Here is a 25,539-nt window from a genome sequence, read left to right on the forward strand (position 1 = left end):
GGTTGCCGCGCCGTTATGCGGCGCGGACGTCTCAGTGGGTGAGGAGCTTCGAGAGGAAGTCCTTCGCGCGGGAGCTCTTCGGGTTGGTGAAGAACTCCTCGGGCGTCTCCTCTTCGACGATCTGCCCGTCGGCCATGAACACGACGCGGTCCGCCGCCTTGCGGGCGAATCCCATCTCGTGCGTGACGACGACCATCGTCATGCCGTCCTGCGCGAGCCCGACCATGACGTCGAGCACCTCGTTGATCATCTCGGGGTCGAGGGCGCTGGTCGGCTCGTCGAACAGCATCACCTTCGGCTGCATGGCGAGGGCCCGGGCGATCGCGACGCGCTGCTGCTGGCCGCCCGACAGCTGCGCGGGCAGTTTCGCGGCCTGCTGTCCGACACCGACGCGATCAAGCAGTTGCTTTGCGAGCGCATCGGCATCCGCCTTCTTCATGCCCTTCACCTTGATGGGACCCAGCGTCACGTTCTCGAGGATCGTCAGGTGGGCGAACAGATTGAAGGACTGGAAGACCATGCCCACGTCGGCGCGCAGCGCCGCGAGGGCCTTGCCCTCCTTCGGCAGCTCCTTGCCGTCGATCGAGATCGTGCCGCTGGTGATCGTCTCGAGTCGGTTGATCGTGCGGCACAGCGTCGACTTTCCTGAGCCGGACGGGCCGATCACGACGACCACCTCACCGCGGTTGACGGTCAGATTGATGTCTTTGAGCGCCTGGAAGTCGCCGTAGTGCTTCTGCACATCCGAGACCACGACGAGCGGATCGCCGCGGCGCACGTTGATGTTCGATGTCTTCGGTGCGGCATCGTCGGGTGTCGTCATAAGCGAAACACTAGGAGTCCGCACCGACATCTGTCAGCGCCTGGCCGTCACCTTTACCGACTTGTAACAGGAACGGAACGGCTCAGGAGGCGTCTCCGGCTCGCTGCGCGAAGGCGGTCTCGTACAGGCACACGCTGGCGGCAGTGGCCAGATTCAGCGATTCCGCGGAGCCGTAGATGGGCAGCCGCAGGGCGAGATCGACCTGTCCGAGGGTGTCGTCGTCGAGCCCGCGCGCCTCGTTGCCGAACAGCCACGCCGTCGGCTCGGCGAGCAGATGACGGGAGTCGAGGAAGTCCTCTCCCCCGACATCGGCGGCGATGACCCGGATGCCGGCAGTATGGGCCTTCTCGATCGCGGCGGACAGATCGACCCCGACCGCGATCGGCAGGTGGAAGAGCGACCCGGTCGTCGCCCGGACGACCTTCGGGTTGTACGGGTCGACGGTGCGCCCGGTGAGCACGACCGCATCGGCGCCGGCCGCGTCGGCGGCGCGGATGATCGTGCCGAGGTTGCCCGGATCGCGCACTTCCTCGCAGATGGCCACGAGCCGCGGCGACGCCGCGAACACCTCGCGTACTGAGGTCGGTGACTGCCGGGCGACCGCGACGATCCCCTGCGGCGTCACCGTGTCGGCCATCGCGTCGAGCACCGACTCAGAGGTGAACACGACCTCGATGCCGGCGTCCCGTGCCGCATCGCGGACATCCTGATGCTTGTCCATCGCCGTCGGCGTCGCGAACAGCTCGACGAGGGTGTCGGGGCGGAACCTGAGCGCCTCGCGCGCGGCTTGCGGACCCTCGAGAAGGAACAGTCCGGTCTCATGGCGGGCGCTGCGCTTGCTCAGCTTGGCGACGGCGCGCACGCGCGGCGAACGGGGGTTCTCGAGCACGCCTCCAGTGTAGGGGGCACGGCTCTGCGCCTCACCGCGAAAGAACAACCGGACGCCGAGAGAACGGTCGGCGCCCGTTCTCTCGGCGCCGTAGTGTTCTCTCGCCGATGGAGCGGGAGTCCGTGGCGGGGGCATGCGGAAGGGGCGCCCTCCGGTGGAGGACGCCCCTTCGGGCAGTGCGTGAGGTCAGGACGCCTTGGGCGCGTTGACGTCGGCCGGGAGTGCCTTCTTCGCGGTCTCGACGAGGCTCGCGAACACCGCGGGCTCGTTCACCGCGAGTTCGGCCAGCATGCGCCGGTCGACCTGCACACCCGCGAGGCCGAGGCCCTGGATGAAGCGGTTGTAGGTGATGCCGTTCTGGCGGGCAGCGGCGTTGATGCGCTGGATCCAGAGGCGGCGGAAGTCGCCCTTGCGCTTGCGACGGTCGCGGTACGCGTAGACGAGGGAGTGGGTGACCTGCTCCTTCGCCTTGCGGTACAGGCGCGAACGCTGTCCGCGGTAACCGGAGGCGCGCTCGAGGATGACGCGACGCTTCTTGTGGGCGTTTACTGCCCGCTTGACTCTAGCCATTTCTTCTGTTTCCTAGCTTGTCTTGAACTCAGTGTGCGTCGGCGCTCAGCGACCGAGGAGCTTCTTGGCGACCTTCGCGTCACCGGGAGCGAGGACCTGCTCGCCGTTGAGGCGGCGCTTGCGCTTGCTGGCCTTGCCCTCGAGGTTGTGGCGCATGCCGGCCTGCTGCTTCATGAGCTTGCCGCTACCGGTGGCCTTGAAGCGCTTCTTGGCACCCGAGTGGGTCTTCTGCTTCGGCATTTCTCTTCCTTCGTTGTGGTTCCCGCGGGGCGGGAGTCTGCGGGGCGTCTACTCGGAGGGAGCAGTCGCGGGTTCGGCACCGTCAGCGGGAGCTGTGCGGGCCCTGGCGAGCGGCTTCCTTGTTCGCCGCGCGGGCGGCGTTTTGTTCCGTCTTCACCTCGGACTTGTTCTTGTGCGGTCCGATCACCATCACCATGTTGCGGCCGTCGATCGTCGGGTTGGACTCGACGCTGCCGAACTCGGCGACATCCTCGGCGAACTTGCGGAGCAGGCGCACACCCTGCTCGGGCTTCTGCTGCTCGCGACCGCGGAACAGGATCATGGCCTTGACCTTGTCACCGGATTTGAGGAAGCCCTCAGCGCGCTTGCGCTTGGTCTGGTAGTCGTGGGCGTCGATCTTGAGCCGGAACCGGACCTCCTTGAGGACCGTGTTCGCCTGGTTGCGTCGCGCTTCCTTGGCCTTCTGCGCTGCCTCGTACTTGAACTTCCCGTAGTCCATGATCTTGACCACGGGGGGCTTCGAGTTGGGGGCAACCTCGACCAGGTCGAGCTCGGCCTCCTGGGCAAGACGCAGGGCGGCTTCGATGCGTACGACGCCGACCTGCTCTCCGTTGGGACCCACGAGGCGGACCTCGGGGACGCGGATGCGCTCATTGGTGCGGGGATCGCTGATGCGGAACTCCTCTTCGTGCGGGAACGGCCACCGGGACACAGGGCTGCATCTCGGGCGGAAGAGAGTCACGTCCACCCCGCACGATGCGCGCGCATCGGCATAAAGTGTTCTGCACCCTGGCTACCCCGGACGCATGACGGCCGGGGCGGAGTGCATAACCCGGTAGCCTGGAACGGCAAGCGCGGGTGGGATGTGATCCTCTTTCGATCCGGAGTAGAACACTCCGGTGCCCGCATAGTCTATCAGAGAGCAGCACGTGGACACGATCTCCCCTTCCCCCGGTCCGGACGACGAGCGCCAGGCTCGCTGGGAAGAACAGGAGAAGGCCTCCGAGGCGGCCACACGCGACATCGCGGACGTTCCCGCGGTCGAGGTGATCACCACCACGGCCGTGCACCTGATGAGTGCGGCGGCGGTCAAGCTCGGCCTGGCCGACGATCCCGACGCGCAGATCGACCTCGACGAGGCGCGCAAGCTCATCAACGCGCTCGCGGGACTCATCACCGCGGGTGCCCCGGAGATCAGCAGTGCGCATGCCTCGCCGCTGCGCGACGGGCTGCGATCGTTGCAGCTGGCGTTCCGGGAGGCCTCGGTCATCCCCGACCCGATCGGCAAGGGGCCGGGCGAGAAGTGGACCGGGCCCGTCAACTGACTCCGGGTTCCGGGCTCCGAGGGCCGGGCTCCGGGATTGTCGTTTTCGGCCAAGAGCGGGGACCCCTGCACCCCGATTGTCCGAAAACGACAATCCCTCCGCCCTCGCGGCGTCGGTGAAGCGGGCGGGGGTTACGGGGCGTCGCGGAGGAGTTTCACGGTCAGGGAGTCGACCAGGACGGCGATGCGGTCGTCGGCGGCCCAGCGGGCCGCAAGGCGCTGCAGCACGGCATCCAACTCCTCCTTGTCGAGTCCGTCGATCAGGTGCAGCCGCACGATGAGCTCGGGGCCGCGCAGGCGCGCGGCGGGATCGCCCGGTGCGACCGACAGGTCGAGGACGGCCAGCTCTCCCCCGATGCTCTGCTGCAGGCCGGCGAACACCTCCGGCGACTGATCGGCCGGCTCCCACGGCTGCCCCTGGCCGATCGCCCATACGGCGGGCCGGCGCAGCACGAACTCGGTCGGCGAGCCGGGGTCGATCACGATCAGATCGGTGTCGTCGGCGGCGGCCGACAGCGCGGTGCGCACGCCGTCCGCGGGCACCGGCCGGGCGTTGGCGTCCCAGGCGGACATGGCCGCGACCGAGGTGAACACCGGCAGCACGCGCCTGCCGTCAGGGGCGGCGACGGTCACGATCGCGAGCTCCTGGGTCTTGTCGACGGTCAGTCCGGTCGGGCCGACGCCCTCGTCGCCCTTCTCCGCCACGAGCGGGATCAGCAGTCGCGCGGTCCGGTAGGCCTCGACGACGGCGACGGGGTCGCCGTCTCCGTCGCGGAACGAGAGGAGAGCCGCCAGCAGGGCTGCGTCGGCCGATCCGTCGTCGTGGGAGTGCGGGTTCGTCTCGAAGCTGCGCCCGGCCCACGGCTGGCCGGCCGAATCGCCGGGCGGCTCGCAGGAGCGGTCAGTCTCCGGCGACATCCAGCGCCTCGGCGAGCGTGAACGCACCCGCATACAGGGCCTTGCCGACGATCGCGCCCTCGACGCCCAGCGGCACCAGTTCGCGCAGCGCGATGATGTCGTCCAGGCTCGACACGCCGCCTGAGGCGACGATCGGCTTGGCGGTGCGGCTCGTCATCTCGCGCAGCAGCTCGAGGTTCGGGCCGCGCAACGTGCCGTCCTTGGTCACATCCGTGACGACGTAGCGACGGCATCCTGCTTCTTCGAGGCGCGCGAGCACCTCCCAGAGGTCGCCGCCCTCCTTCGTCCAGCCACGGGCGGCAAGGGTCGTGCCGCGCACATCGAGTCCGACAGCGATCGCGTCGCCGAAACGCGCGATGACATCTGCCGCCCATTCCGGGTTCTCCAGCGCCGCCGTGCCGAGGTTGACGCGGCTCGCGCCGCTGTCCAGCGCCGCCTCGAGGGACTCGTCGTCGCGGATGCCGCCTGACAGCTCCACCTGCACGCCCTTGAGGTGCTTGATGGTCCGGCGCAGGATCGCGGTGTTCTCACCGCGACCGAAGGCCGCGTCGAGGTCGACGAGATGGATCCACTTCGCGCCGCCGTTCGCCCAGTTCAGGGCCGCCTCGACGGGGTCGCCGTAGCCGGTCTCGGTGCCGGCCTCACCCTGCGTGAGACGCACGGCCTTGCCGCCCGCGACATCGACGGCAGGCAGCAGGATCAGTTCAGGAGTCGACGCGAAATCGTTCATTGTTCCCCGGGGAGTGTGATCGCACGCCCAATGGCGCACAAGCCGACAGCCTACTCGGACTGCGGCAGCGACTCGATCCAGTTGGCGAGCAGGCGGATGCCGGCTGCTCCCGACTTCTCCGGGTGGAACTGGGTCGCCGACAGCGGCCCGTTCTCGACGGCGGCGAGGAACGGCGTGCCGTAGTCGCACCAGGTCAGCGCCGGCGCCGCGAAGGGACGCATGGTCTCCAGCGTCCAGTGCTGCGCGCCGAACGAGTGCACGAAGTAGAACCGCTCGTCCTCTATGCCACGCAGCAGCACCGAGCCCTCGCCGGCACGCACGGTGTTCCAGCCCATGTGCGGCAGTACCGGAGCGTCGAGTTCGGTCACTGCGCCGGGCCACTCCCCCATGCCCTCGGTGTCGACGCCGCGCTCGACGCCGTGCTCGAAGAGGATCTGCATGCCGACGCAGATGCCGAGCACGGGGCGCCCGCCCGCGAGGCGTCGCCCGATGAGCTCATCGCCGTGGCCTGCGCGCAACGCGGCCATGACCGCGCTGAACGCGCCGACACCGGGCACCACGAGGCCGGCCGCGTCCTGGATCAGACCGCGGTCTGCGGTCAGCCGCGCGTCGGCTCCGGCGGCGGCGAGGGCCTTGACGGCGGAGTGGACGTTGCCCGACCCGTAGTCGAGGACCGCGACGATGGGCGCCGGTGCGGTCACAGGGCGCCCTTCGTGCTCGGGATGCCGGAGACCAGCGGGTCGAGCGCTTTGGCCTGGCGGAACGCGCGTGCGAACGCCTTGAACTCCGCTTCGGCGATGTGGTGCGGGTCGCGCCCGCCGAGCACCGTCACATGAACGGTGAGGGCTGCGTTGAAGGAGATGGCCTCGAACACGTGACGCACCAGCGACCCGGTGAAGTGACCGCCGATGAGGTGATGCTCGAATCCGGCGGGCTCGCCGGAGTGCACGAGGTAGGGCCGCCCGCTGATGTCGACCACGGCCTGCGCGAGCGCCTCGTCGAGGGGCACCAGTGCGTCGCCGTAGCGGGAAATGCCGGATTTGTCTCCGAGGGCCTCGCGGATCGCCTGACCGAGGACGATCGAGATGTCCTCGACGGTGTGGTGCGCGTCGATGTCGGTGTCGCCCGACGCGCGGACGGTGAGATCGGTCAGCGAGTGCTTCGCGAAGGCGGTGAGCATGTGGTCGAAGAAGGGGACTGTGGTGTCGATCCGGCTCGTGCCGGTGCCGTCGAGGTCGAGTTCCAGTTCGACGGTGGACTCGCTCGTCGCTCGGCGGATGCTGGCCGTACGTGACCCGGTGCTGCTCATGCCCCGAGTCTATCGAGGCGCGGGCGGACGGGACGAGCGGTCAGACCGATGCCAGCGCGTCGAGGAAGGCCGTCGTCTCCTGCTCTGTCCCGGCGCTGACACGGAGGCTGCGCGGGATGCCGACGTCACGGATCAGCACGCCCTGGTCATACAGCGCCTGCCAGGTCGCGGCCGGGTCCTCGACCCCGGAGAACAGGACGAAGTTGCTCCAGCTCTCGTGCGGGGTGTAGCCGAGCGCCTCGACGGTCGCCGAGATGCGGTCGCGCTGCGCGACGATCTCGTCGACCATCTGCAGCATCGTCGGTGCGTGGCGCAGCGCCGCCGAAGCCGCCGCCTGCGTGAGCGCACTCAGGTGATAAGGCAGGCGCACGAGGCGCAGCGCATCGATGACCGCCGGGTCGGCGGCCAGATAGCCCACCCGCGCGCCGGCGAAGGCGAAGGCCTTGCTCATGGTGCGCGAGACCACGAGACGCTCGCGGCCGGGCAGCAGCGTCAGCGCGGAGCGCTCCTCGCGCGGCGCGAACTCCCAGTACGCCTCGTCGACGATGACGATGCCGTGGCTGGCGTCGTACACCGCCTCGATCACGTCCAGTGGCAACGGCGTACCGGTGGGATTGTTCGGGGCGCACAGGAAGACGATGTCGGGGCGAGCACCATCGACCTGTGCCGCGGCATCCTCCGTGCTCAGGGTGTAATCGACGCCGCGTACGCCTGCCAGGAACTCGGCGCCGGTCGCCCGGGTCAGCAGCGGATACATCGAGTAGGTCGGCGCGAAGCCGAAGGCGGTGCGGCCCGGTCCGCCGAACGCCTGCAGCACATGCTGGAGGACCTCGTTCGACCCGTTCGCCGCCCAGATCTGGTCACGGGTGAGGCTGTGTCCGAGGTAGTCCGCGAAGCCCTCACGCAGAGCGGTGAACTCGCGGTCGGGGTAACGATTGATCTCGCCCAGCGCCTGACCGATGCCGTCCAGGATGTCATCGGCGACCTCGGGCGGCACCGGGTGGGTGTTCTCATTGACGTTGAGGGCGACCGGCAGCGGCACCTGCGGGGCGCCGTACGGTGTCAGGCCGCGGAGGTCATCACGTATCGGAAGGTCTTCCAGACGAGCAGTCACCCTTCCATGCTAGGCCCGCGCGGGTCAGCCGCCGACGGTGTACTCAGCCGGGATCGCGATGGTCTGCCCGGCGTCGATCCCGGCACCGGGCAGCGCGTTGAGCCGCATGATCGCATCGACGACGTCGCGCGGGTCGGAGGCCGGCGCCACCTGCTCGGCGATCGACCACAGCGACTCGCCGGGCATGACCGTCACCGTCGCGAAGGAGCCGGCCTCCGCGCCGGACGCGGAGGATGCGATGGCTCCACCGCCGGAGATGACGGCGATGCTCAGGGCGACGGCGGCCGGGACCGATGCCAGGGTCGCCAGCACGCGGCGGCCACGGGTGGTGAGTCGCAGCCGCGTCTGACGTGCCGCGGGGATCCGATGGATGCCGGCGATGTCGATGGTGGTCATCATTCCTCCTGTGGCGGGCCCGAGGGCCGGTGTCAGAGATTCGCACCCGGCGCCTCGGCCGGGAGGGTCGGGTGCGAATCTCTATTCCGAATGTATCTTCGAGCTGGTAGAGTGTCAAGTGGTAGCCGGATCGGAGATCGAATCGCCCGCGACACGCGGATGCTTGTCGGCCGACTCGTCCGTCACCGGATACCGTTTCGATGAGAAGAGCCCATCACCTACCTCCGACATTCGAAGTCGGGACCGAGGGCCGCGAGAAGGAGCGGGACATGACCGACAAGCCGCAGACACGCCGGCGCAAGAGCCTCAGCGACAAGCAGGTGGCGATCCTCGAGGTGATCCAGCGTTCGATCGCGCGCCACGGATATCCGCCGAGCATGCGCGAGATCGGCGACGCCGTCGGGCTGAAGTCGCTGTCGAGCGTCACGCACCAGCTCAACCAGCTCGAGCTGAGCGGGTACCTGCGGCGCGACCCCGGCAAGACCCGCGCGATGGAGGTCCTCATCGACCTCCCGGGGTTGAACGGGGAGAACCCCGATGACGGAGCGCCCACCGTCGGCGATGCCGCGCTGGTCCCGCTCGTGGGTCGCATCGCCGCCGGCGTGCCCATCACGGCCGAGCAGCAGGTGGAGGAGATCTTCCCGCTGCCGCGTCAGCTCGTGGGCAAGGGCGAGCTGTTCATGCTGAAGGTCAGCGGCGAGTCGATGATCGACGCCGCGATCTGCGATGGCGACTGGGTCGTCATCCGCTCGCAGTCCACCGCCGACAACGGCGAGATCGTGGCGGCGATGCTCGACGGCGAAGCGACCGTCAAGACATTCCGTCAGCGCGACGGCCACACGTGGCTGCTGCCGCGGAACTCGGCGTTCGAGCCGATCCTCGGCGACGATGCCACCGTTCTCGGCAAGGTCGTGGCCGTACTGCGCGCGGTCTGACGGCCTGCTCGGCTCACCCTCTGCGGGCGATCGCTTCCGCCAGGAGGGTGAGACCTGTGCACCGTGCCCTCCCCCTGCCGCACAATGGGCCCATGAGCCAGAGCGCCGCCGCCGACGCGGACCTCACCGTCCGCCTCGCCGAACTCGAAGCTGAGAACGCGCGATTGCGCGCCGGGGCGGTCACCGACCGCGCGTTGAAGGAGCCTGCGGGCACCCGCTGGCGAGGGTTCTTCTCAGGGCTGTGCATCGTCATCGCCGCCATCCTCGTGCCGATCTCGATCGTGAGCGCGTGGGCGCGTGTTCAACTGGTCGATGAAGACGCCTTCGTCAGCACTCTCGCCCCTCTGGTCGATGATCCCGCGGTACAGGATCTCGTCATCACCGAGGCGATGGAGGCGATCAATGCGCAGGTCGACTTCGCCGAACTGACCGGCGAGGTCTTCGATGGCGTCGTCGATCTCGGCGTCGGTCCGCGCGCCGAAGCCGCCCTGCGCCTGCTCCAGCAGCCCGCCGCGGACGGCCTGCAGAACCTCGTGGGTTCAGCAGTCACCACGGTCGTCGAGTCGGACGCCTTCTCGGACGTCTGGGCGACCACGGTGCGCGGCGTCCATCGTGCGCTCACCCTGGCATCCACCTCCGACGGCGGCGGCGTCGTCGTGATGACGTCCGACGGGGTCGGCATCCAGCTGGCACCGATCATCGCGCAGGTCAAGCAGAACCTCGAAGAGCGCGGCGTGGGCATCGCGTCGCTCATCCCGGTCGTGGACCGGACGATCATCATCGGCTCGGGCGAGACGCTGACGACGATCCGCACGGCCTATGCGATCGCGGAGACTGCCGGCTGGTGGCTGCCTGTGATCACCCTCGCCCTGTTCGCGCTCGGCATCCTGCTGGCGCGGCGTCGCAGCGTCGGCATCCTGGGCACCGGCGTCGGACTCGCTGTCGGCGCAGGCGCGTTGGGTGCGACGCTGGGGATCGGCGGCACCGCCATGGGCATGGCGGCAGCGCAGCTCGATCTCTCACCCAGCGCGCTCGACGTGATCTACCGCCAATTGGTCGACGACATGACCCAGACCGCCTGGGTGCTCGCCCTGTTCGGAGTCTTCGTCGCCGTCCTCGGCTGGGTGATGGGACGCTCCCGCGCCGCCCGCAGCACCCGCGGAGCCGTCCATTCGCTCAACGCCTCGGCACGGGCGGGCTTGGCCGCACGCGGTCTGCGCACCGGCGGGTTCGGAACCTGGATCGGCGCGCATCGCGTGTTCGTGCGCAGCGTCATCGCGGTGCTCGCCGTGCTCTGGCTGTTCCTGCTGCGACCCCTCTCCCTGAGCGAGATCGTGCTCGTGCTCGTGGTCGCCTTCGGTGTGGCATGGGTGCTCGAGCTGCTGCAGCGCCGCGACGACGACGCGGTGGTCGCCGAGGTTCATGACGACGCGTCAGACCCGGAGGAACCCACAGTGGCGACGGGTATCCGCGCGTAGACGCACCGCCGCGTAGCGTGGAGTCATGGTCGACGCACTCCCCTACGGTTCCTGGCCCTCTCCGCTCACCGCCGACTGGGCGTCAGGCGCCTCACCGCGGTTCGAAGGCGCGGCGTTCGTCGGCGACGAGGTCTGGTGGGGTGAATCGGTGCCGTCCGAAGGCGGCCGCACGACAGTACGGCGGGGCACCGCAGACGGCCTCATCGAGGACCTCCTGCCGGCACCGGGAAATGCGCGCTCGCGGGTGCACGAGTACGGCGGCGGCGCGTGGACGGCAAGCGCCGACGGGCGGCTCTTCTTCGTCGAGAAGGAGGATCAGCGGATCTGGATCCGGATGCCGGGAGTCGCGCCCCAGCCACTGACGTCGTCTGACGCAGACACGCGGTTCGGCGGTCTGCGGTGGCAGGCCGGGATGCTGCTCGCCGTGCGAGAGCGACACGGCACCCAACCCGTCCCACAGCGGGACATCGTGGCCGTCGCCGAGGACGGCACCGTCGTCTCGCTGGCTGCCGGGAGCGACTTCGTCGCACAGCCCGCACTGTCTCCGGACGGCCGCCATCTGGCTTGGGTCGCGTGGGACCATCCGGACATGCCGTGGGACCGCACTCAGCTGCGCGTGGGTCGTATGCAAGGCGGCGCGGTCACCGATGTCTTCACCGTGGCCGGCGGCCAGACCGCGGCCCTGCAGCCCGAGTGGGTCGGCGACGACACACTGGTCTACATCGACGATCCGAGCGACCGCTGGAATCTCTGGCGGGCACGTCTGGACACCGCATCCGGCAGCGTGAGCGCACGCGAGCCCGTCGCGCCGGCCGATGCCGACACCGGCGGCGGGCTCTGGGTGCTGGGCCTGCGATGGTTCTCCCCGCTCGAGGAGGGCGGGTTCATCGCGGTGCGCACGCACGGCAGCGACGAGTTGATCGCGATCGGCCCCGACGGCAGGGCAACCGCGCTCGACGTGCCGCCCACCGCGCGTCTCGTCATCGAGGACTGCGACGGTGCTCGGGTGCTCGTCTCCGGCGCGGCCGTCGGCGGGACGGGTCTGTGGCTCGTCGCTCCGGGCGCACCGGCCGTGCGCATCGCCGGCGGACCCGGCGACATGGCTGCGGACTGGTACCCCCGGGGCCGCCCGGTGACCTTCGAGGGGCCGCACGGCCCGGTGCATGCGTTCGACTATCCGCCCACGAACCCCGAGGTCACCGCCCCCGACGGCGAACTCCCGCCGTATGTCGTGTTCGTCCACGGCGGGCCGACGTCGCATGTCGGCGGTGTCGCCGAGAGCAAGGTCGCCTTCCTCACCAGCCGTGGCATCGGCGTGCTCGATGTCAACTACGGCGGCTCGACGGGATACGGGCGTGCGTACCGCGACCGGCTCAAGGGGCAGTGGGGCGTCGTCGACGTCGACGATGTGATCGCCGCGGCGACCGCGCTGTCGGATGCCGGGGCCGCCGATCCCGCACGACTGGCGATAGCCGGGGGTTCGGCGGGCGGATGGACGGTGCTGTGCTCGCTGACCCGATCGGACGTGTTCACAGCCGGGATCAGCCGCTACGGGGTCGCCGACCTCCGCCGGCTGGTCGCCGATACGCACGACTTCGAGGCACGCTACCTCGACGGCCTGGTCGGAGAGCTGCCGGCGGCCGAGGCCGTGTACGTCGAGCGGTCGCCGCTGTCACGTCTCGATCGCCTGCGCACTCCTCTGCTGATCGAGCAGGGGCTCGAGGACGAAGTCGTGCCGCCGTCGCAGTCGGAGGCCGTGCGCGACGCCCTGGCGACCAACGGCGTTGCGCACGCCTACCTCGCGTTCGAGGGCGAGGGACACGGGTTCCGCCGCGCCGAGACCATCGTGCGCACCCTCGAGGCCGAGCTCGCGTTCCTCGGCCAGGTGTGGGGTTTCGCCACCCCGGGCGTGGCTCCCGTCGATCTCGACGGGTAGCCGCGCCCGGTCAGCTCACCGCGTAGGGCGCCAGTTCGGCGGCGAGACGCTCGGACACGTGCGCGTGCACGGACGTCCCGTCGGCCTCGTGACTCGTCGAGACGATGAGGCCCGACTCGTGCACCGCGTTGACCAGGTCGCCCCGGTCGTAGGGCACCAGCGCGTGGACTTCGACGGCCGGCAGCGGCAGAGCGGCCTCGATCGCCGCCCGCAGCCCGTCGACGCCCTCGCCGGTCCGCGAAGACACGAAGTGCGCCGTGGGCTCGAGCCCGTGCAGGACCAGCCGGGTGTCGTCGTCGACGAGATCGGCCTTGTTGAACACGACGATCTCGTTGGTCGACCGCGCACCGACGTCGCCCATCACATCGCGCACCGTCGCCAGCTGTGCCGCCGGATCGGGGTGCGAACCGTCCACGACGTGCACGATGACGTCGGCATCGCCGACCTCTTCGAGCGTCGAGCGGAACGCCTCGACGAGCTGGTGCGGGAGGTTGCGCACGAACCCGACCGTGTCGGTGAGTGTGAAGACGCGGCCGTCCTCGGTCTCGGCACGTCGCACCGTGGCATCCAGTGTCGCGAAGAGGGCGTTCTCGACAAGCACGCCGGCGCTGGTGAGCCGGTTGAGCAGGCTGGACTTGCCGGCGTTGGTGTACCCGGCGATCGCGACCGAGGGGATCGTGTTGCGCTTGCGCTCGGCGCGCTTGGCGTCGCGTGCCGGCTCGAAGTCGCGGATCTGCCGGCGCAGCAGCGCCATGCGCGTGCGGATGCGGCGCCGGTCGAGCTCGATCTTCGTCTCACCCGGACCGCGCGAGCCCATGCCCGCGCCGCCGGCGCCGACCTGACCACCGGCCTGCCGGCTCATCGAGTCACCCCAGCCGCGCAGGCGTGGGAGCAGGTACTCGAGCTGGGCCAGTTCGACCTGCGCCTTGCCCTCACGGCTCTTGGCGTGCTGGCTGAAGATATCGAGGATCACCGTGGTGCGATCGATGACCTTGACCTTGACGACGTCCTCCAGCGCGCGGCGCTGGCTGGGCGCGAGTTCGGTGTCGGCGATGACGGTGTCGGCGCCGACGGCGGCCACCAGGTCGCGCAGCTCGGCGGCCTTGCCGCGGCCGATGTAGGTGGCGGGGTCGGGGTGCGGACGCCGCTGCAGCACGGCATCCAGCACGACGGCACCGGCGGTCTCGGCCAATGCGGCGAGTTCGCGCAGCGAGTTCTCGGCGTCCTCGTGCGATCCCTGCGGGTACACGCCCACCAGGACCACGTTCTCGAGCCGCAGCTGGCGGTACTCGACCTCGGTGACGTCTTCGAGCTCAGTGGAGAGCCCCGGCACGCGGCGCAGCGCGGCGCGCTCCTCACGGTCCCACTGCTCGCCGTCGGTGTCGCCGTAGGCCACGGTCGTCTCGTCTTGCAGCGCCTGCGCGGCACCGAACACGCGCACTCCCGACCGCGCTTCGGCGCGCGCCAGCACTCGGTCCACCGGGTCGACCGGTGTCTCGTCGGTGCTGTTCGGGGTGGTGGTGTCTGTCATATCGTCCTTTCGGGGTGGCTCTGCGGCCACCCGTGCACTCTAGCCTCCCGCGCCGGGCGGCTCCTCCGCTACGCTCTACTGCGTGCCGAGCGACCATTACTTCAGCGCGTCTCCATCCAGCGCCGAACATCTCCGTCGCGTCCACGTGCGTCTGGCCGGGCGTGATCTGGAGGTGACCACGGCCGGTGGGGTGTTCAGTCCCGACCATGTCGACGGCGGCACCGCGGTGCTGCTTGCCAACACGCCTTCGGCGCCGCCCGGGGGTCATCTGCTGGACCTCGGCTGCGGGTGGGGACCCATCGCCCTGTCCTTGGCGCTGGATGCCCCGCACGCCACGATCTGGGCCGTCGATGTCAACGAGCGTGCCCTCGATCTGGTGCGCCGGAACGCGGCCGAACTGGGCCTCGACAATGTCAACGCCGTCCTGCCCGACGATGTTCCCGATGACATCGTCTTCCGCACGATCCGCTCCAACCCGCCGATCCGCGTCGGCAAGAACGAGTTGCACGGTCTGCTCGAGCGGTGGATTCCGCGGCTCGACGAACGCAGCGACGCGTGGCTGGTGGTGCAGCGCAACCTGGGGTCCGATTCGCTGCAGCGCTGGCTGGCGGCGACCTTCGACGACGGCTACACGGTGACGCGCGTCGCGACCGGTCGTGGCTTCCGGGTGCTGCGGGTGCGGCGGCACGGCACGCCGCCCACAGCGCCGATCGACCTTCCCTGACGTTCAGGGGCCGGATCGGCTCACGCCAGCGCGACTTCGCCTGAGAAGACGAGGGATGCCGGTCCCGACAGCAGTACGTGCTGCCCGTCCTCCCGACCGACGACCCGTACGCCGAGCCGCCCGCCCGGCACGTCGACCGTCCACCGATCGGGCGCGGCAGTGCCGGCCCAGCTGCGCACCGCCAGGGCCGCTGCCGCGACACCGGTCCCGCACGAGAGCGTCTCGCCGACGCCGCGCTCGAACACCCGCATCCGGATCATGCCGACACCGTCGTGCACGAGCGGGTCGGCGGGGACGACGAACTCGATGTTCGCGCCCGCCGGCGGCAGGGGTGCCAGGATCGGCTGGACCGTGAGGTCGACTTCTTCGAGCTCGGTCGCGCTCGAGAGGGCGACCACGACGTGGGGGTTGCCGACGTCGATGCCCAGACCCGGTCGCGGCACGTCGAGTCCGCGCGCGCGCACGACCACGTCATCTGCTTCCTCGCGCCACACGCCGAGGTCGACTTCGAGGCCGAGGTCGCTCCGCGTGAGGGTCTTGACCCCGGCACGCGTGCCGATCGGCAGGGGGCCGTCGTCCAGCGAGGCCCAGCCGGTCTCCGCAAGATACCGGGCGAAGACGCGGGTGCCGTTGCCGCACATCTCAGCGGCGGATCCGTCGGCGTTCCGGTAGTCCATGAACCACTCGACCCCGGATGCCGCGGCCTCGGCGCCGTCGGGGATCGCGCCGGCGCGGACCACCCGCAGCATGCCGTCGCCGCCGATTCCGAAGCGCCGGTCGCACAGCGCCGCGACCTGCGCGTCGCTGAGGTCGAGAGCGCCGTCGGGATCGGGGACGATCACGAAGTCATTGCCGGTGCCGTGGCCCTTTGTGAATGCGATGGTCTCCGGCATCCCCCTATTCTACGGGCGCGCCGGTGGGCCGGCCGGGTGCTCAGTCCGGGATGAGGCGCTTGCCGGTCGTCCAGGTCTCGAACGGCTCGTACTCGAGCGCCTCGTAGAAGCCCTGAGCGATGCCGTGCTCGGGTCGGACCATGATCTGCACCTTGGGGCAGCCCATGTCGACGAGTCGCGCCTCCGCGGTCTCCACCAGGCGGCGGGCAATGCCCTGACCACGGCGGTGCGGGTCGGATGCCAGGTAGTACAGCCATCCGCGGTGACCGTCGTAGCCGGCCATCACCGAACCGACGACGCTGCCGTCGTCGACGGCGACCAAGAACAGTTCGGGCTGGACCTTCAGCTTGCGGCTGATGTCCTGGTGCGGGTTGTTCCAGGGGCGGGTGAGCCCCGCCTCATGCCACAGCGAGACGACGGCCTCGGTATCGGGCAGTTCGAACGAACGGATCTCGACAGTCATGCGACCGAGTCTGCCAGGGCACCGGCGTCAGCGGGAGGCCCGACCCACCGGATGTCGTCATACCGTTTGAACCACGACACCTGGCGCCGCGCGTAGCGCCGCGTGAGGGCTTGGGTCTCGGCGATGGCCTCGGCTTCGGTCTTCTCCCCTGCCAGTTGCGCGAGCGCCTGCGCGTAGCCGATCGCCCGACGGGCCGTCACCCCCGTCTCGAGGCCCTGCTGCTGCAGCCCGGCGACCTCGGTGAGCAGGCCGTCCCGCCACATGTCCACGACCCGGGCGTCGAGCCGTGCGACCAGGTCGGGCCGGTCGAGGTGGACGCCGATGATCGTGGTGGGCTCGTGCCACAGGGTCGGCTTCTCGGGCAGAGCAGCCCCGTGCGTGGCCTCGCCCTGCAGGACGACCTCCAGCGCGCGGACGACCCGCCGGCCGTTCTGCGGGTCGATGCGTGCCGCGGTGATCGGATCGAGGTCGCGCAGGCGCGCCAGCAGCGAGCCGGGTCCATCCCGGTCGAGGTCGGCTTCGAGGCGTGCGCGCAGGCCGTCGTCGTGCGGCGGGAACCGGAAGTCGAACAGCACGCTCGACACGTACAGCCCCGACCCGCCGACGAGGATGGCGTCGGCACCGCGCGCGAAGATCCCCTCGACGGCGATGCGGGCCGCCGGCTGGTACACGGCGACGGTGGCCTCGTCTGCGACGTCGAGGACGTCGAACATGTGATGACGGATGCCGCGGCGCTCGGCTTCAGGCAGCTTCGCCGTGCCGATGTCCATGCCGCGGTACAGCTGCATCGCGTCGGCGTTGACGATCTCCGCCGGCCGGCCGCGTGCAGCGAGCGCTTCGGCGAGGTCGAGCGACAGTCCGGTCTTGCCGGTGCCGGTCGCCCCGACGATCGCCCAGAGCCGCGTGGGCGCACCGGGCGAGGTCACTCGGCGGAGGTCGGGCGCAGCGTCGGCAGACCCAGCGAGACGGCGCGTGGTGCGCCGGTGGATGCCGGTGCCGGCACACCGCAGGATTCGGCCTGCGTGCGATCCCAGGCGTCGCCGGCCCGCGTGCGGCGGATGCGCAGCGGCGAACCGTCGGGGCTGTCGGCGAGCAGGTGGAAGGGGGCGGCGTGGGTGACGACGACCGAGGCGACGTCCCCGGGACGGGGAGTCTCACTGCCGGCGGGCAGCTCGAAGTGGACGAGACGGTTGTCCTCGGCGCGGCCCGTGAGGCGATGGGTCGCGGCGTCCTTCTTGCCTTCGCCGGTGGACACGAGCACCTGCAGTTCGCGTCCTACCTGCTTCTGGTTCTCCTCCAGGCTGATGCGCTCCTGGAGTGCGATGAGCCGCTCGTAGCGTTGCTGCACGACCCCCTTGGGCACCTGGTCGGCCATGGTCGCCGCGGGCGTGCCCTCGCGAATCGAGTACTGGAACGTGAACGCGCTCGCGAAGCGTGCCTGCTCGACGACCCGCATGGTGTCTTCGAAGTCCTCGTCGGTCTCGCCGGGGAAGCCGACGATGATGTCGGTCGTGATCGCGGCGTCCGGCATCTTGGCCCGCACGCGGTCGAGGATGCCGAGGAACTTCTCGCTGCGGTACGAGCGGCGCATCGCCTTGAGGATGCGGTCGCTGCCGGACTGCAGGGGCATGTGCAGCTGCGGCATGACCGCCGGGGTCTCCGCCATCGCGTCGATGACGTCGTCGGTGAAGGCGGCCGGGTGCGGACTGGTGAACCGGATCCGCTCGAGGCCGTCGATCTCGCCGGCGGCACGCAGGAGCTTGCCGAACGCCTGCCGGTCGCCGAATTCGACGCCGTAGCTGTTCACGTTCTGTCCGAGCAGCGTGACCTCGATCGCACCGTCGTCGACGAGCAGGCGGATCTCGTTCAGGATGTCGCCGGGGCGACGGTCCTTCTCCTTGCCGCGCAGGCTCGGCACGATGCAGAAGGTGCAGGTGTTGTTGCAGCCGACCGAGATCGACACCCAGCCGCTGTACACCGAGTCGCGCTTGGTCGGCAGCGTGGACGGGAACACGTCGAGCGACTCGAGGATCTCGAGCTCTGCCTCTTGGTTGTGCCGCGCGCGCTCGAGCAGGCTCGGGAGCGAGCCCATGTTGTGCGTGCCGAAGACGACGTCGACCCACGGGGCTTTGTCGAGGACGGCGTCCTTGTCCATCTGCGCGAGGCATCCGCCGACAGCGATCTGCATGCCCTCGTGCTTGTCCTTGCGGCTCTTGAGGTGCCCGAGGGTGCCGTAGAGCTTGCCCGCGGCGTTGTCGCGCACGGCGCAGGTGTTGATGACCACGATGTCGGCTTCGGCGCCGGCGTCGGCGGGCACGTAGCCGGCGCTCTCCAGCGACCCGGACAGGCGCTCGGAGTCGTGAACGTTCATCTGGCAGCCGAACGTGCGCACCTCGTACGTGCGGACGCCGCCGTCAGCAGTGACAGCGGCGGGCGACGGCGCGATCAGCGTCGGGGTGGAGGATGGCGAAGACATGATGCGACCATTCTACGAGCGCATGACCATGCCACGGCCCGGGGCTGCTGCGACTCAGGTGAAGCGCACTCCCGAACGCCCACCGCCACGGCCCGTGCACGCCTCGTCGAGCGCCCGCCGTGCGGCGTCGAGCGCCTGCGCGCCGTAGCCGCGACGGGCGAGCTGGCCTGCGAGCCGGCGCAGAGCGACGTCACGGTCGAGGTCGGTCATCGCCCGCGCCTTCTGCCGGGCGAACTCGAGCGCGCGGTCGGCGTCGTCGTCGGGCAGCTCTGCCAGCGCGGTGTCGATGACGTCTCGGCCGATGCCGCGCTGCGCGAGCGCCTGGGCGATCACCCGGCGCCCCTGCCCCTTGCGTTCGACGGCTGTGTGGATGAGCTGATCGGCGAGCTTGGCGTCGTCGAGGTACCCGTTGTGGACGAACCGGTTCAGGACAGTGTCGACCGACGACGCGTCGAGATCATGACTGCCCAGAGCCGTGCGCGCTTCGCGGATCGACAGCGAGCGGCCGCGCAGCTTGCGCAGGAGCGCCGCCTCGGCGGCATCCATCCGTTCGCGCTCATCTTCGTCGACGTCGACTGCGGGCGGCTCGTCGTCGGCAAGCCAGCTGGTGTGCCAGCGCCCGTCGGCCGGCACGCCCGCCTCCGCGTCGTCATCGGATGCGCCGGTCCGTCGGTCGTCATCCCTCCCGCCCACGGGCGCGCCGGCGACCGACGGCGACCGCGCAGCGCCGCGGTCGCCGAAGAGCGGGATGACCGGGGCGAGCCCGTTCTCCGGTTCGGAGACCGGCAGGGACTCGCCCCCGTCATCGCTCATGCGTCTGCTCATGAGTGACCAGTCGGCCCGCGCATCACGCCGGACGGCGGGCAGTGAGTTCGTCCGAGGCCGACGTCGGGGCCTCGACCGGGGTCTCTACCGCGCGCGGAACGCCGATGCCGAGCTTCTGCTTGATCTTGGTCTCGATGTCGGCGGCGATGTCGGGATTCTTCAGCAGGAAGTTGCGGGCGTTCTCCTTGCCCTGCCCGAGCTGGTCACCGTCGTAGGTGTACCAGGCACCCGACTTCTTGACGATGGCGTGCTCGACGCCGTAGTCGATCAGGCTGCCTTCGCGCGAGATGCCCACGCCGTACAGGATGTCGAACTCGGCCTGCTTGAACGGCGGCGCCATCTTGTTCTTCACGACCTTGACGCGGGTGCGGTTTCCGACCGCCTCGGTGCCGTCCTTGAGCGTCTCGATGCGACGGATGTCGAGGCGCACCGATGCGTAGAACTTCAGCGCCTTGCCGCCGGCGGTCGTCTCGGGCGAGCCGAAGAACACGCCGATCTTCTCGCGCAGCTGGTTGATGAAGATCATCGTGGTGTTGGTCTGGTTCAGGCCACCGGTCAGCTTGCGCAGCGCCTGCGACATGAGGCGTGCCTGCAGGCCGACGTGCGAATCGCCCATCTCGCCCTTGATCTCGGCCTCGGGAACGAGCGCGGCGACGGAGTCGATCACGACCAGGTCGATCGCGCCGGAGCGGATCAGCATGTCGGCGATCTCGAGGGCCTGCTCGCCGGTGTCGGGTTGCGAGACGAGGAGCTGGTCGATGTCGACGCCGAGCTTCTGCGCGTAGTCGGGGTCGAGTGCGTGCTCGGCGTCGATGAACGCGGCGATGCCGCCGGCGCGCTGCGCGTTGGCGATGGCATGAAGGGTCAGTGTCGTCTTACCCGACGACTCCGGACCGTAGATCTCGACGATGCGGCCGCGCGGGAGCCCGCCGATGCCGAGGGCGGCATCGAGGGCGATGGACCCGGTCGGGATCGTCGCGACCGGGGCGCGCTCGTCACTGCCCAGTCGCATGACCGAGCCCTTTCCGAACTGCCGGTCGATCTGGGCGAGAGCCGATTCGAGGGACTTCTCGCGCTCAGCGGGTGAGGGCATGGCGTGCTCCTTATTGCTCGCATTCCGTCGCCTGTAGGCTGTCGCGCTCCGCCCCGGTGGGGCGGCTGCTGCGACAAGGCGTGTGGTGTCATCTGACGCTGATCACGGTATGCGGACCCTCCGACATCGCGTCGGCGTACCCGCACAGCCGTGGACAACTTCCGTGTGACACCGCTTGTGCAGGAGACTACGCCGCACCTCGAACGAATTTTCGATGACACGCCGAACGAGAAGGTGGTTCTTCCGCAATGTTGCCTTGCGGCATCGATGTCCGAATCGCCGGTCGCGCGACCGGGTTCACGGTCGAACCGTCAGTCGCGCGGCGGGTCCTGCAGTCCGACTCCGTGCCGGCGAGCGAGCGGAACGTCGGCCTCGACGCACAGGGCCCGCCAGATCTCCCGCGGCGGAACACCCGCACCGAGGCACTCGGCGGCGGTGCGATGCGCCAGCTGTGAGAGCGTCAGATCGGCGACGAGGGTCGCGCCGCCGGCACCGAACTCGTGCTCGACGGCGCGCTCGAACTCGCTGAGCCGCATCTGCGACGTCAGCGCAGCGAGAGCTCGGGCCGGACGAACTCGTCGTCCAGCGACGCGAGGTCGTCGGGCACCACATCGGGGATGGCGTGCAGGCCCTCGATCACCGAGATGCGATCACCCACCTCGCGCATGATGGAGGAGATGGGCACATCGAGTGCCTCTGCCACCGCGGCGAGGATCTCGCTCGATGCCTCTTTCTGACCGCGCTCGACCTCGCTCAGATAGCCGAGCGCGACACTCGCGCGCCCCGCGACCTGACGGAGGGTGCGGCCGCGCTGCAAGCGAAGATCACGCAGCACATCACCGATCTCTTGACGTACCAGGATCATGTCAGGCCCCCTCCTCTACCTACTTCTTCTGTGTCTCGGGTGGACAACAGTACCTCACCTTTTGGTCACCATATCGCCCTCGCGCTGAGGAATACATGGGAATCACTGATACGTAACAGGTTCGACACGTTGGGTATTCCGCCCTGTCACAGCACATCGAGGATCAGTCTCAGCGCGCGCGCCGTGGCCTCGGCGCGGATCGTCTCGCGGTCGCCGGTCAGCAGCAGTGATTCGACACGTGAGCCCAGCGGCGTCGAGACAGCGATGTGCACGGTGCCCACCGGCTGCCCGTCGGGCGAGAGCGGGCCGGCGATGCCGGTGGTGGCGATGCCGACGTCGGTCGGCACGCCCTCGTGTCCCAGCACGCGGCGGGCGCCGTCGGCCATCTGCCGCGCGACCCGCGGGTGCACCGGGCCGTGCGCCTCGAGCAGTGCGGCATCCACCCCCAGCAGGGACTCCTTGATCTCCGTCGCATACGCGACCACACCGCCGCGTACGACCGCGGACGCACCCGGCACGTTGATGATCGAAGCGACCACCAGTCCGCCGGTGAGCGACTCGGCGACGCCGAGCGTCCAGCCGAGCTCCTTCATCCGGGCGACCAGTCGTTCGGGATCGGAGCGGCGGCCGGGCGAGACGAGGGTGGACTCCAGTTCGTCGGGCAGGTCGTCGGCGGGGGCGGGATGCCGGTTCATCGACGTGCTCCCGTACGCGCACGGATCGCCGTGATGACGTAGTCGACACCGCTCGCGATGGTGAGAACGACGGCGATCGTCATCGCCACGGCGTTGACGATGTGGATCCAGTCCCCCACGACCGTCCACAGCGGCAGCAGCGCGAGCGAGAGCGCGACCGCCTGGGCGACCGTCTTGAGCTTGCCCATCCAGGCGGCGGCGACCACGTGGTCGGTGGCGACGATGAGCCGGTCCACGGTGACGCCGACCTCGCGCACGAGCACGACGACCGTGATCCACCACGGCAGCTCGCCGAGGATCGACAGGCAGACGAAGGCGCTGCCGGTGAGCACCTTGTCGGCGATCGGGTCGAGGAGCTTGCCGAGGTCGGTGACGATCTCGTACTTGCGGGCGAGGTACCCGTCGATGCCGTCGGTCGCGATGGCGACGATGAACAGCGCGGCGGCCCACCAGCGCAGCGCGCCGTCGGCCCCGGCATCCGCCAGCAGCAGCCAGATGAACACGGGTGCGCACAGGATGCGCACGATGGTGATCGCGTTGGGCAATTGCCTCGGGATGGCCACCCACCGAGCCTATCGGGCCTCAGTCGCGGCCCGTGAGCCCCCAGGCGTCTTCGCCGCCCTCGTCGTCGCCGTTCACGACCTCATAGCCCTCGAACTGCGACTCGACGGGGTCCGGCCCGTATCCGTCGACGGGCTCGGCGGGCGGGTCCTCGCCGCGCAGCCGCGCGAGCACGCCGGGCAGCTGCTCGGGTGTGACGAGCACATCGCGGGCCTTCGAGCCCTCGGACGGACCGACGATCTCGCGCGACTCGAGCAGGTCCATGAGGCGCCCGGCCTTGGCGAAGCCGACGCGGAGCTTGCGCTGCAGCATCGAGGTGGAGCCGAACTGCGTCGAGATGATCTGCTCGGCCGCAGCCAGCAGCAGCTCGAGGTCGTCGCCGATGTCGGCGTCGATCTCCTTCTTCTCCACGACGGCGGCGACATCGCGGCGGTACTCGGGCTCGGCCTGGCCCTTGACGTGGCTCACGACCTTCTCGATCTCGGCCTCGCTGACCCATGCACCCTGCACGCGGATCGCCTTCGAGGCCCCCATCGGCAGGAACAGCCCGTCACCCTGGCCGATGAGGCGGTCGGCGCCGGGCTGGTCGAGGATGACGCGCGAGTCGGTGACGCTCGTGACGGCGAACGCGAGCCGCGACGGGACGTTGGCCTTGATGAGTCCGGTGACGACGTCGACAGATGGTCGCTGTGTGGCCAGGACCAGGTGGATGCCGCTGGCGCGGGCGAGCTGGGTGATGCGCACGATCGAGTCCTCGACGTCGCGCGGGGCCACCATCATGAGATCGGCGAGCTCGTCGACGACCACGAGGAGGTAGGGATAGGGCTTGAGGACGCGCTCGCTGCCGGCCGGCAGGGTGATCTCGCCCGCGCGCACGGCCTTGTTGAAGTCGTCGATGTGGCGGAACCCGAACGACGCGAGGTCGTCGTACCGCATGTCCATCTCCTTCACGACCCACTGCAGCGCCTCGGCGGCCTTCTTGGGGTTCGTGATGATCGGCGTGATCAGGTGCGGGACGCCGGCGTAGCTGGTCAGCTCCACCCGCTTGGGGTCGATCAGCACCATGCGCACGTCACTGGGTTTCGCGCGCATCAGCAGGCTCGTGATCATCGAGTTCACGAAGCTGGACTTGCCCGAGCCGGTGGAGCCGGCCACCAGCAGGTGGGGCATCTTGGCGAGGTTCGCGACGACATAGCCGCCGCCGACATCCTTGCCGACGCCGATCGTCATCGGGTGGGTGGATGCCGTGGACGCGGGCGAGCGGATCACGTCGCCGAGCGTGACGATCTCGCGGTCGGTGTTCGGGATCTCGACGCCGATCGCGCTCTTGCCGGGGATCGGCGCGAGGATGCGCACCTCGTTGGAGGCGACCGCGTAGGCGATGTTGTTGGTGAGCGCCGTGATGCGCTCGACCTTGGTGCCCGAGCCCAGCTCGATCTCGTACTGGGTGACCGTCGGCCCCCGTGAGAAACCGGTGACGCGGGCGTTCACGGAGAACTGCTCGAACACACCGGTGATCGCGGCGACGACCTTGTCGTTGGCCTCGGAGCGGGCCTTGTGGGGGGTGCCCTGGGCGAGCGCTCCGGTCGACGGCAGCACGTAGGGCGCCGACGGCGGGCGCCCTTCGCTCTCGCCGCCGAGGCCCGACAGCCCGGGCAGCAGCCCGTCATCGATGACCTCGGTCGCGTCGTCGCGGATGCCGGTGTCGGCCCTGCGCGCGGCCTTCTTCGCCCCGGCGACGACGGACGGGTCGATGATCTCGGTCGGTGCGTCTGCGGCGGGGATCGGCGTCGTGACGGGGTTGTCGAACCCGCCCACGCCCGAGGCGTCGAGAAGCGCGGTGAGGTCGTCGGAGCCGAGGTGGCCGTCGTTCTCCTCTTCGCGCCCGCTCTTGTTGCGCCGCCACCAGGGCAGCGAGCCGGTGGCATCCTTCTCGTCCTCGGTGAAGGCCACAGTGCCGGGCTCGGCGGGCTCGGGGCGCTCGGCGCCGAACATCCAGGCGTACAGGTCGCCGAGGCGACGGCCGATGCGGTTCGGCGGGGTCTTGGTGATGATGAGCACACTCAGCCCAGTGAGCAGCCCCAGCACCGCGCCGGCGCCGATCGGCGTCAGAAAGCTGAGCGGTTCGCCGATCATCCAGCCGAACAGGCCCCCCGCCTCGCTGAGCCCCGGCAGCCCGTTCTTGGGCTGCGGACGGCCGCCGAAGACATGACAGAACCCGGCGATGGCCAGGACGAACAGCCCGAAGCCGATGCCGATGCGACCGTTGTCGTGCACCGAAGACGGATGGCGGAACAGCCACCCGGCGAGGACCAGCAGCAGGACGGGCAGGATGAACGCGACACGCCCCAGGAGCGCACCGACGCTGAAGGCGCTGATGTTGGTGCCGACGTCGGTGCCGATGAGGAACCACTCCACGACCGCGCCGACGACGGCCAGCAGCACCAGGACGAAGGGGAACCCGTCGCGGCGCTGGTCCTTCTCGAGCGTCTCAGGCCCGAACGCGCGGAACGCACCGCCGGTGGCGTGAGCGAGGCCCATCCAGGCCCGCACCGCCACGGGAGGCTTCTCGACGTCGTCGACGTAGCGTTTGGGCGCCGGCGCGGGCTTCTTGGCGCGCGAAGACGACCCCTTCGCGGACGCGCGGGGGCCGGTGGTCGGACTCGTGCTCCTGGCCATTCCTCTACGGTAAGGCGCACTCCCCCGTTTTCCGCGGATCGACGCGGCTCCGGGCGAACGCCGCGGGCCGAA

28 protein-coding genes are annotated in these 25,539 nt (G+C 69.6%); 5 read left to right on the forward strand and 23 right to left on the reverse strand.

Translation table 11 applies throughout. From position 1 onward, the window contains the following. Positions 1–31 precede the first annotated feature (31 nt). The 5 genes from BKA10_RS06595 to infC all read right to left on the reverse strand — a co-directional run bounded on the left by BKA10_RS06595 (position 32) and on the right by infC (position 3,234). Positions 32–823: an amino acid ABC transporter ATP-binding protein gene (locus tag BKA10_RS06595; protein WP_206686494.1), complete on the reverse strand. Its 792-nt coding sequence runs from the start codon at positions 821–823 to the stop codon at positions 32–34. Positions 824–905: 82 nt separating this feature from the next. Further along, positions 906–1,712, reverse strand: coding sequence for a TrmH family RNA methyltransferase (locus BKA10_RS06600; RefSeq protein ID WP_183499158.1), 807 nt, complete (start codon positions 1,710–1,712; stop codon positions 906–908). Between the two features lie 186 nt (positions 1,713–1,898). Beyond that, positions 1,899–2,282 (reverse strand): 50S ribosomal protein L20, encoded by a 384-nt coding sequence (rplT, locus tag BKA10_RS06605; protein WP_183499159.1) that lies wholly within the window; start codon positions 2,280–2,282, stop codon positions 1,899–1,901. Positions 2,283–2,327: 45 nt separating this feature from the next. Next, positions 2,328–2,522: a 50S ribosomal protein L35 gene (gene rpmI / locus BKA10_RS06610; RefSeq protein WP_183499160.1), complete on the reverse strand. Its 195-nt coding sequence runs from the start codon at positions 2,520–2,522 to the stop codon at positions 2,328–2,330. A gap of 82 nt (positions 2,523–2,604) precedes the next feature. Continuing rightward, positions 2,605–3,234, reverse strand: coding sequence for a translation initiation factor IF-3 (gene infC, locus BKA10_RS06615; protein WP_366932107.1), 630 nt, complete (start codon positions 3,232–3,234; stop codon positions 2,605–2,607). Positions 3,235–3,451: 217 nt separating this feature from the next. On the opposite strand from infC, the gene BKA10_RS06620 reads away from it, so the two are divergent. After that, positions 3,452–3,847, forward strand: coding sequence for a DUF1844 domain-containing protein (locus BKA10_RS06620; RefSeq protein WP_183499161.1), 396 nt, complete (start codon positions 3,452–3,454; stop codon positions 3,845–3,847). Between the two features lie 131 nt (positions 3,848–3,978). Here the strand turns inward: BKA10_RS06620 and BKA10_RS06625 are convergent, their stop codons facing one another. From BKA10_RS06625 to BKA10_RS06650, 6 genes are read right to left on the reverse strand one after another with little or no spacing between them, the layout of a single operon-like run. Beyond that, positions 3,979–4,764, reverse strand: coding sequence for an SseB family protein (locus BKA10_RS06625; RefSeq protein ID WP_183499162.1), 786 nt, complete (start codon positions 4,762–4,764; stop codon positions 3,979–3,981). After that, positions 4,748–5,494: a bifunctional 1-(5-phosphoribosyl)-5-((5-phosphoribosylamino)methylideneamino)imidazole-4-carboxamide isomerase/phosphoribosylanthranilate isomerase PriA gene (gene priA / locus BKA10_RS06630; RefSeq protein ID WP_183499163.1), complete on the reverse strand. Its 747-nt coding sequence runs from the start codon at positions 5,492–5,494 to the stop codon at positions 4,748–4,750. Before priA ends, BKA10_RS06625 begins: the two co-directional genes overlap by 17 nt. 50 nt (positions 5,495–5,544) lie before the next feature. Continuing rightward, positions 5,545–6,195: an imidazole glycerol phosphate synthase subunit HisH gene (gene hisH, locus BKA10_RS06635; RefSeq protein WP_183499164.1), complete on the reverse strand. Its 651-nt coding sequence runs from the start codon at positions 6,193–6,195 to the stop codon at positions 5,545–5,547. Beyond that, a complete protein-coding gene (hisB, locus tag BKA10_RS06640) occupies positions 6,192–6,803 on the reverse strand; it encodes an imidazoleglycerol-phosphate dehydratase HisB (protein WP_183499165.1) in 612 nt (203 codons plus the stop codon). The genes hisH and hisB overlap by 4 nt, the downstream gene beginning before the upstream one ends. Positions 6,804–6,843: 40 nt before the next feature. Then, the gene (locus BKA10_RS06645) at positions 6,844–7,917 is read right to left on the reverse strand and encodes a histidinol-phosphate transaminase (protein ID WP_183499166.1); all 1,074 of its coding nucleotides are present in this window, start codon (positions 7,915–7,917) and stop codon (positions 6,844–6,846) included. Between the two features lie 24 nt (positions 7,918–7,941). Continuing rightward, positions 7,942–8,313, reverse strand: a complete 372-nt coding sequence (locus tag BKA10_RS06650; protein ID WP_183499167.1) for a LysM peptidoglycan-binding domain-containing protein — start codon at positions 8,311–8,313, stop codon at positions 7,942–7,944. A 269-nt stretch (positions 8,314–8,582) separates the two neighbouring features. Here BKA10_RS06650 and lexA point away from each other — a divergent pair, with 269 nt between their 5' ends. From lexA to BKA10_RS06665, 3 genes are all read left to right on the forward strand, one after another. After that, positions 8,583–9,248 (forward strand): transcriptional repressor LexA, encoded by a 666-nt coding sequence (lexA, locus tag BKA10_RS06655; RefSeq protein WP_183499168.1) that lies wholly within the window; start codon positions 8,583–8,585, stop codon positions 9,246–9,248. Between the two features lie 92 nt (positions 9,249–9,340). Further along, positions 9,341–10,726 (forward strand): hypothetical protein, encoded by a 1,386-nt coding sequence (locus tag BKA10_RS06660; protein WP_183499169.1) that lies wholly within the window; start codon positions 9,341–9,343, stop codon positions 10,724–10,726. 25 nt (positions 10,727–10,751) lie between these two features. Next, entirely contained in the window at positions 10,752–12,662 is a 1,911-nt protein-coding gene (locus tag BKA10_RS06665; protein WP_183499170.1) for a dipeptidyl-peptidase 5, read from the forward strand. Positions 12,663–12,672: 10 nt separating this feature from the next. Here the strand turns inward: BKA10_RS06665 and hflX are convergent, their stop codons facing one another. After that, entirely contained in the window at positions 12,673–14,193 is a 1,521-nt protein-coding gene (gene hflX / locus BKA10_RS06670) for a GTPase HflX (protein WP_183499171.1), read from the reverse strand. Positions 14,194–14,275: 82 nt separating this feature from the next. Here hflX and BKA10_RS06675 point away from each other — a divergent pair, with 82 nt between their 5' ends. After that, entirely contained in the window at positions 14,276–14,917 is a 642-nt protein-coding gene (locus tag BKA10_RS06675) for a class I SAM-dependent methyltransferase (protein ID WP_183499172.1), read from the forward strand. 20 nt (positions 14,918–14,937) lie between these two features. Here BKA10_RS06675 and dapF read toward each other — a convergent pair whose 3' ends face one another. The 11 genes from dapF to BKA10_RS06730 form a co-directional block, all read right to left on the reverse strand. Further along, the gene (dapF, locus tag BKA10_RS06680) at positions 14,938–15,810 is read right to left on the reverse strand and encodes a diaminopimelate epimerase (RefSeq protein ID WP_183499173.1); all 873 of its coding nucleotides are present in this window, start codon (positions 15,808–15,810) and stop codon (positions 14,938–14,940) included. A 40-nt stretch (positions 15,811–15,850) separates the two neighbouring features. After that, positions 15,851–16,273: a GNAT family acetyltransferase gene (locus BKA10_RS06685; protein WP_183499174.1), complete on the reverse strand. Its 423-nt coding sequence runs from the start codon at positions 16,271–16,273 to the stop codon at positions 15,851–15,853. Further along, the gene (gene miaA / locus BKA10_RS06690) at positions 16,270–17,199 is read right to left on the reverse strand and encodes a tRNA (adenosine(37)-N6)-dimethylallyltransferase MiaA (RefSeq protein ID WP_183499175.1); all 930 of its coding nucleotides are present in this window, start codon (positions 17,197–17,199) and stop codon (positions 16,270–16,272) included. Before miaA ends, BKA10_RS06685 begins: the two co-directional genes overlap by 4 nt. Further along, positions 17,196–18,749: a tRNA (N6-isopentenyl adenosine(37)-C2)-methylthiotransferase MiaB gene (gene miaB / locus BKA10_RS06695; RefSeq protein WP_183499176.1), complete on the reverse strand. Its 1,554-nt coding sequence runs from the start codon at positions 18,747–18,749 to the stop codon at positions 17,196–17,198. The genes miaA and miaB overlap by 4 nt, the downstream gene beginning before the upstream one ends. Before the next feature lie 54 nt (positions 18,750–18,803). Further along, entirely contained in the window at positions 18,804–19,562 is a 759-nt protein-coding gene (locus BKA10_RS06700) for a regulatory protein RecX (protein WP_183499177.1), read from the reverse strand. A 34-nt stretch (positions 19,563–19,596) separates the two neighbouring features. Next, complete coding sequence (gene recA / locus BKA10_RS06705) at positions 19,597–20,667, reverse strand: recombinase RecA (RefSeq protein ID WP_183499178.1); 1,071 nt, start codon at positions 20,665–20,667, stop codon at positions 19,597–19,599. Between the two features lie 311 nt (positions 20,668–20,978). Then, positions 20,979–21,203, reverse strand: coding sequence for a DUF3046 domain-containing protein (locus BKA10_RS06710; RefSeq protein WP_183499179.1), 225 nt, complete (start codon positions 21,201–21,203; stop codon positions 20,979–20,981). An 8-nt stretch (positions 21,204–21,211) separates the two neighbouring features. Continuing rightward, positions 21,212–21,532 carry a helix-turn-helix domain-containing protein gene (locus BKA10_RS06715; protein ID WP_183499180.1) on the reverse strand — a complete coding sequence of 107 codons (321 nt, stop codon included), beginning with the start codon at positions 21,530–21,532 and terminating at the stop codon, positions 21,212–21,214. 146 nt (positions 21,533–21,678) lie between these two features. Continuing rightward, on the reverse strand, positions 21,679–22,227 hold the full coding sequence (locus BKA10_RS06720; RefSeq protein ID WP_183499181.1) for a CinA family protein: 549 nt from the start codon (positions 22,225–22,227) through the stop codon (positions 21,679–21,681). Next, complete coding sequence (pgsA, locus tag BKA10_RS06725) at positions 22,224–22,790, reverse strand: CDP-diacylglycerol--glycerol-3-phosphate 3-phosphatidyltransferase (protein WP_183499182.1); 567 nt, start codon at positions 22,788–22,790, stop codon at positions 22,224–22,226. Before pgsA ends, BKA10_RS06720 begins: the two co-directional genes overlap by 4 nt. A gap of 19 nt (positions 22,791–22,809) precedes the next feature. Next, entirely contained in the window at positions 22,810–25,467 is a 2,658-nt protein-coding gene (locus BKA10_RS06730) for an FtsK/SpoIIIE family DNA translocase (RefSeq protein WP_183499183.1), read from the reverse strand. Between the last annotated feature and the right edge of the window lie 72 nt (positions 25,468–25,539).

Origin of the sequence: Microbacterium invictum (assembly GCF_014197265.1) — a bacterium.
Classification (GTDB): domain Bacteria; phylum Actinomycetota; class Actinomycetes; order Actinomycetales; family Microbacteriaceae; genus Microbacterium; species Microbacterium invictum.

Excerpts from the sequence above, each read along its gene's own strand:
- lexA (WP_183499168.1), top strand. The coding sequence starts at position 8,583 with ATGACCGACAAGCCGCAGACACGCCGGCGCAAGAGCCTCAGCGACAAG.
- BKA10_RS06660 (WP_183499169.1), top strand. The coding sequence starts at position 9,341 with ATGAGCCAGAGCGCCGCCGCCGACGCGGACCTCACCGTCCGCCTCGCC.
- BKA10_RS06625 (WP_183499162.1), bottom strand. The coding sequence starts at position 4,764 with ATGTCGCCGGAGACTGACCGCTCCTGCGAGCCGCCCGGCGATTCGGCC.
- BKA10_RS06700 (WP_183499177.1), bottom strand. The coding sequence starts at position 19,562 with ATGAGCGATGACGGGGGCGAGTCCCTGCCGGTCTCCGAACCGGAGAAC.
- recA (WP_183499178.1), bottom strand. The coding sequence starts at position 20,667 with ATGCCCTCACCCGCTGAGCGCGAGAAGTCCCTCGAATCGGCTCTCGCC.
- priA (WP_183499163.1), bottom strand. The coding sequence starts at position 5,494 with ATGAACGATTTCGCGTCGACTCCTGAACTGATCCTGCTGCCTGCCGTC.
- hflX (WP_183499171.1), bottom strand. The coding sequence starts at position 14,193 with ATGACAGACACCACCACCCCGAACAGCACCGACGAGACACCGGTCGAC.
- rpmI (WP_183499160.1), bottom strand. The coding sequence starts at position 2,522 with ATGCCGAAGCAGAAGACCCACTCGGGTGCCAAGAAGCGCTTCAAGGCC.
- BKA10_RS06715 (WP_183499180.1), bottom strand. The coding sequence starts at position 21,532 with ATGATCCTGGTACGTCAAGAGATCGGTGATGTGCTGCGTGATCTTCGC.
- dapF (WP_183499173.1), bottom strand. The coding sequence starts at position 15,810 with ATGCCGGAGACCATCGCATTCACAAAGGGCCACGGCACCGGCAATGAC.
- miaB (WP_183499176.1), bottom strand. The coding sequence starts at position 18,749 with ATGTCTTCGCCATCCTCCACCCCGACGCTGATCGCGCCGTCGCCCGCC.
- BKA10_RS06685 (WP_183499174.1), bottom strand. The coding sequence starts at position 16,273 with ATGACTGTCGAGATCCGTTCGTTCGAACTGCCCGATACCGAGGCCGTC.
- rplT (WP_183499159.1), bottom strand. The coding sequence starts at position 2,282 with ATGGCTAGAGTCAAGCGGGCAGTAAACGCCCACAAGAAGCGTCGCGTC.
- BKA10_RS06720 (WP_183499181.1), bottom strand. The coding sequence starts at position 22,227 with ATGAACCGGCATCCCGCCCCCGCCGACGACCTGCCCGACGAACTGGAG.
- BKA10_RS06710 (WP_183499179.1), bottom strand. The coding sequence starts at position 21,203 with ATGCGGCTCAGCGAGTTCGAGCGCGCCGTCGAGCACGAGTTCGGTGCC.
- BKA10_RS06665 (WP_183499170.1), top strand. The coding sequence starts at position 10,752 with ATGGTCGACGCACTCCCCTACGGTTCCTGGCCCTCTCCGCTCACCGCC.
- hisB (WP_183499165.1), bottom strand. The coding sequence starts at position 6,803 with ATGAGCAGCACCGGGTCACGTACGGCCAGCATCCGCCGAGCGACGAGC.
- BKA10_RS06730 (WP_183499183.1), bottom strand. The coding sequence starts at position 25,467 with ATGGCCAGGAGCACGAGTCCGACCACCGGCCCCCGCGCGTCCGCGAAG.
- BKA10_RS06595 (WP_206686494.1), bottom strand. The coding sequence starts at position 823 with ATGACGACACCCGACGATGCCGCACCGAAGACATCGAACATCAACGTG.
- BKA10_RS06650 (WP_183499167.1), bottom strand. The coding sequence starts at position 8,313 with ATGACCACCATCGACATCGCCGGCATCCATCGGATCCCCGCGGCACGT.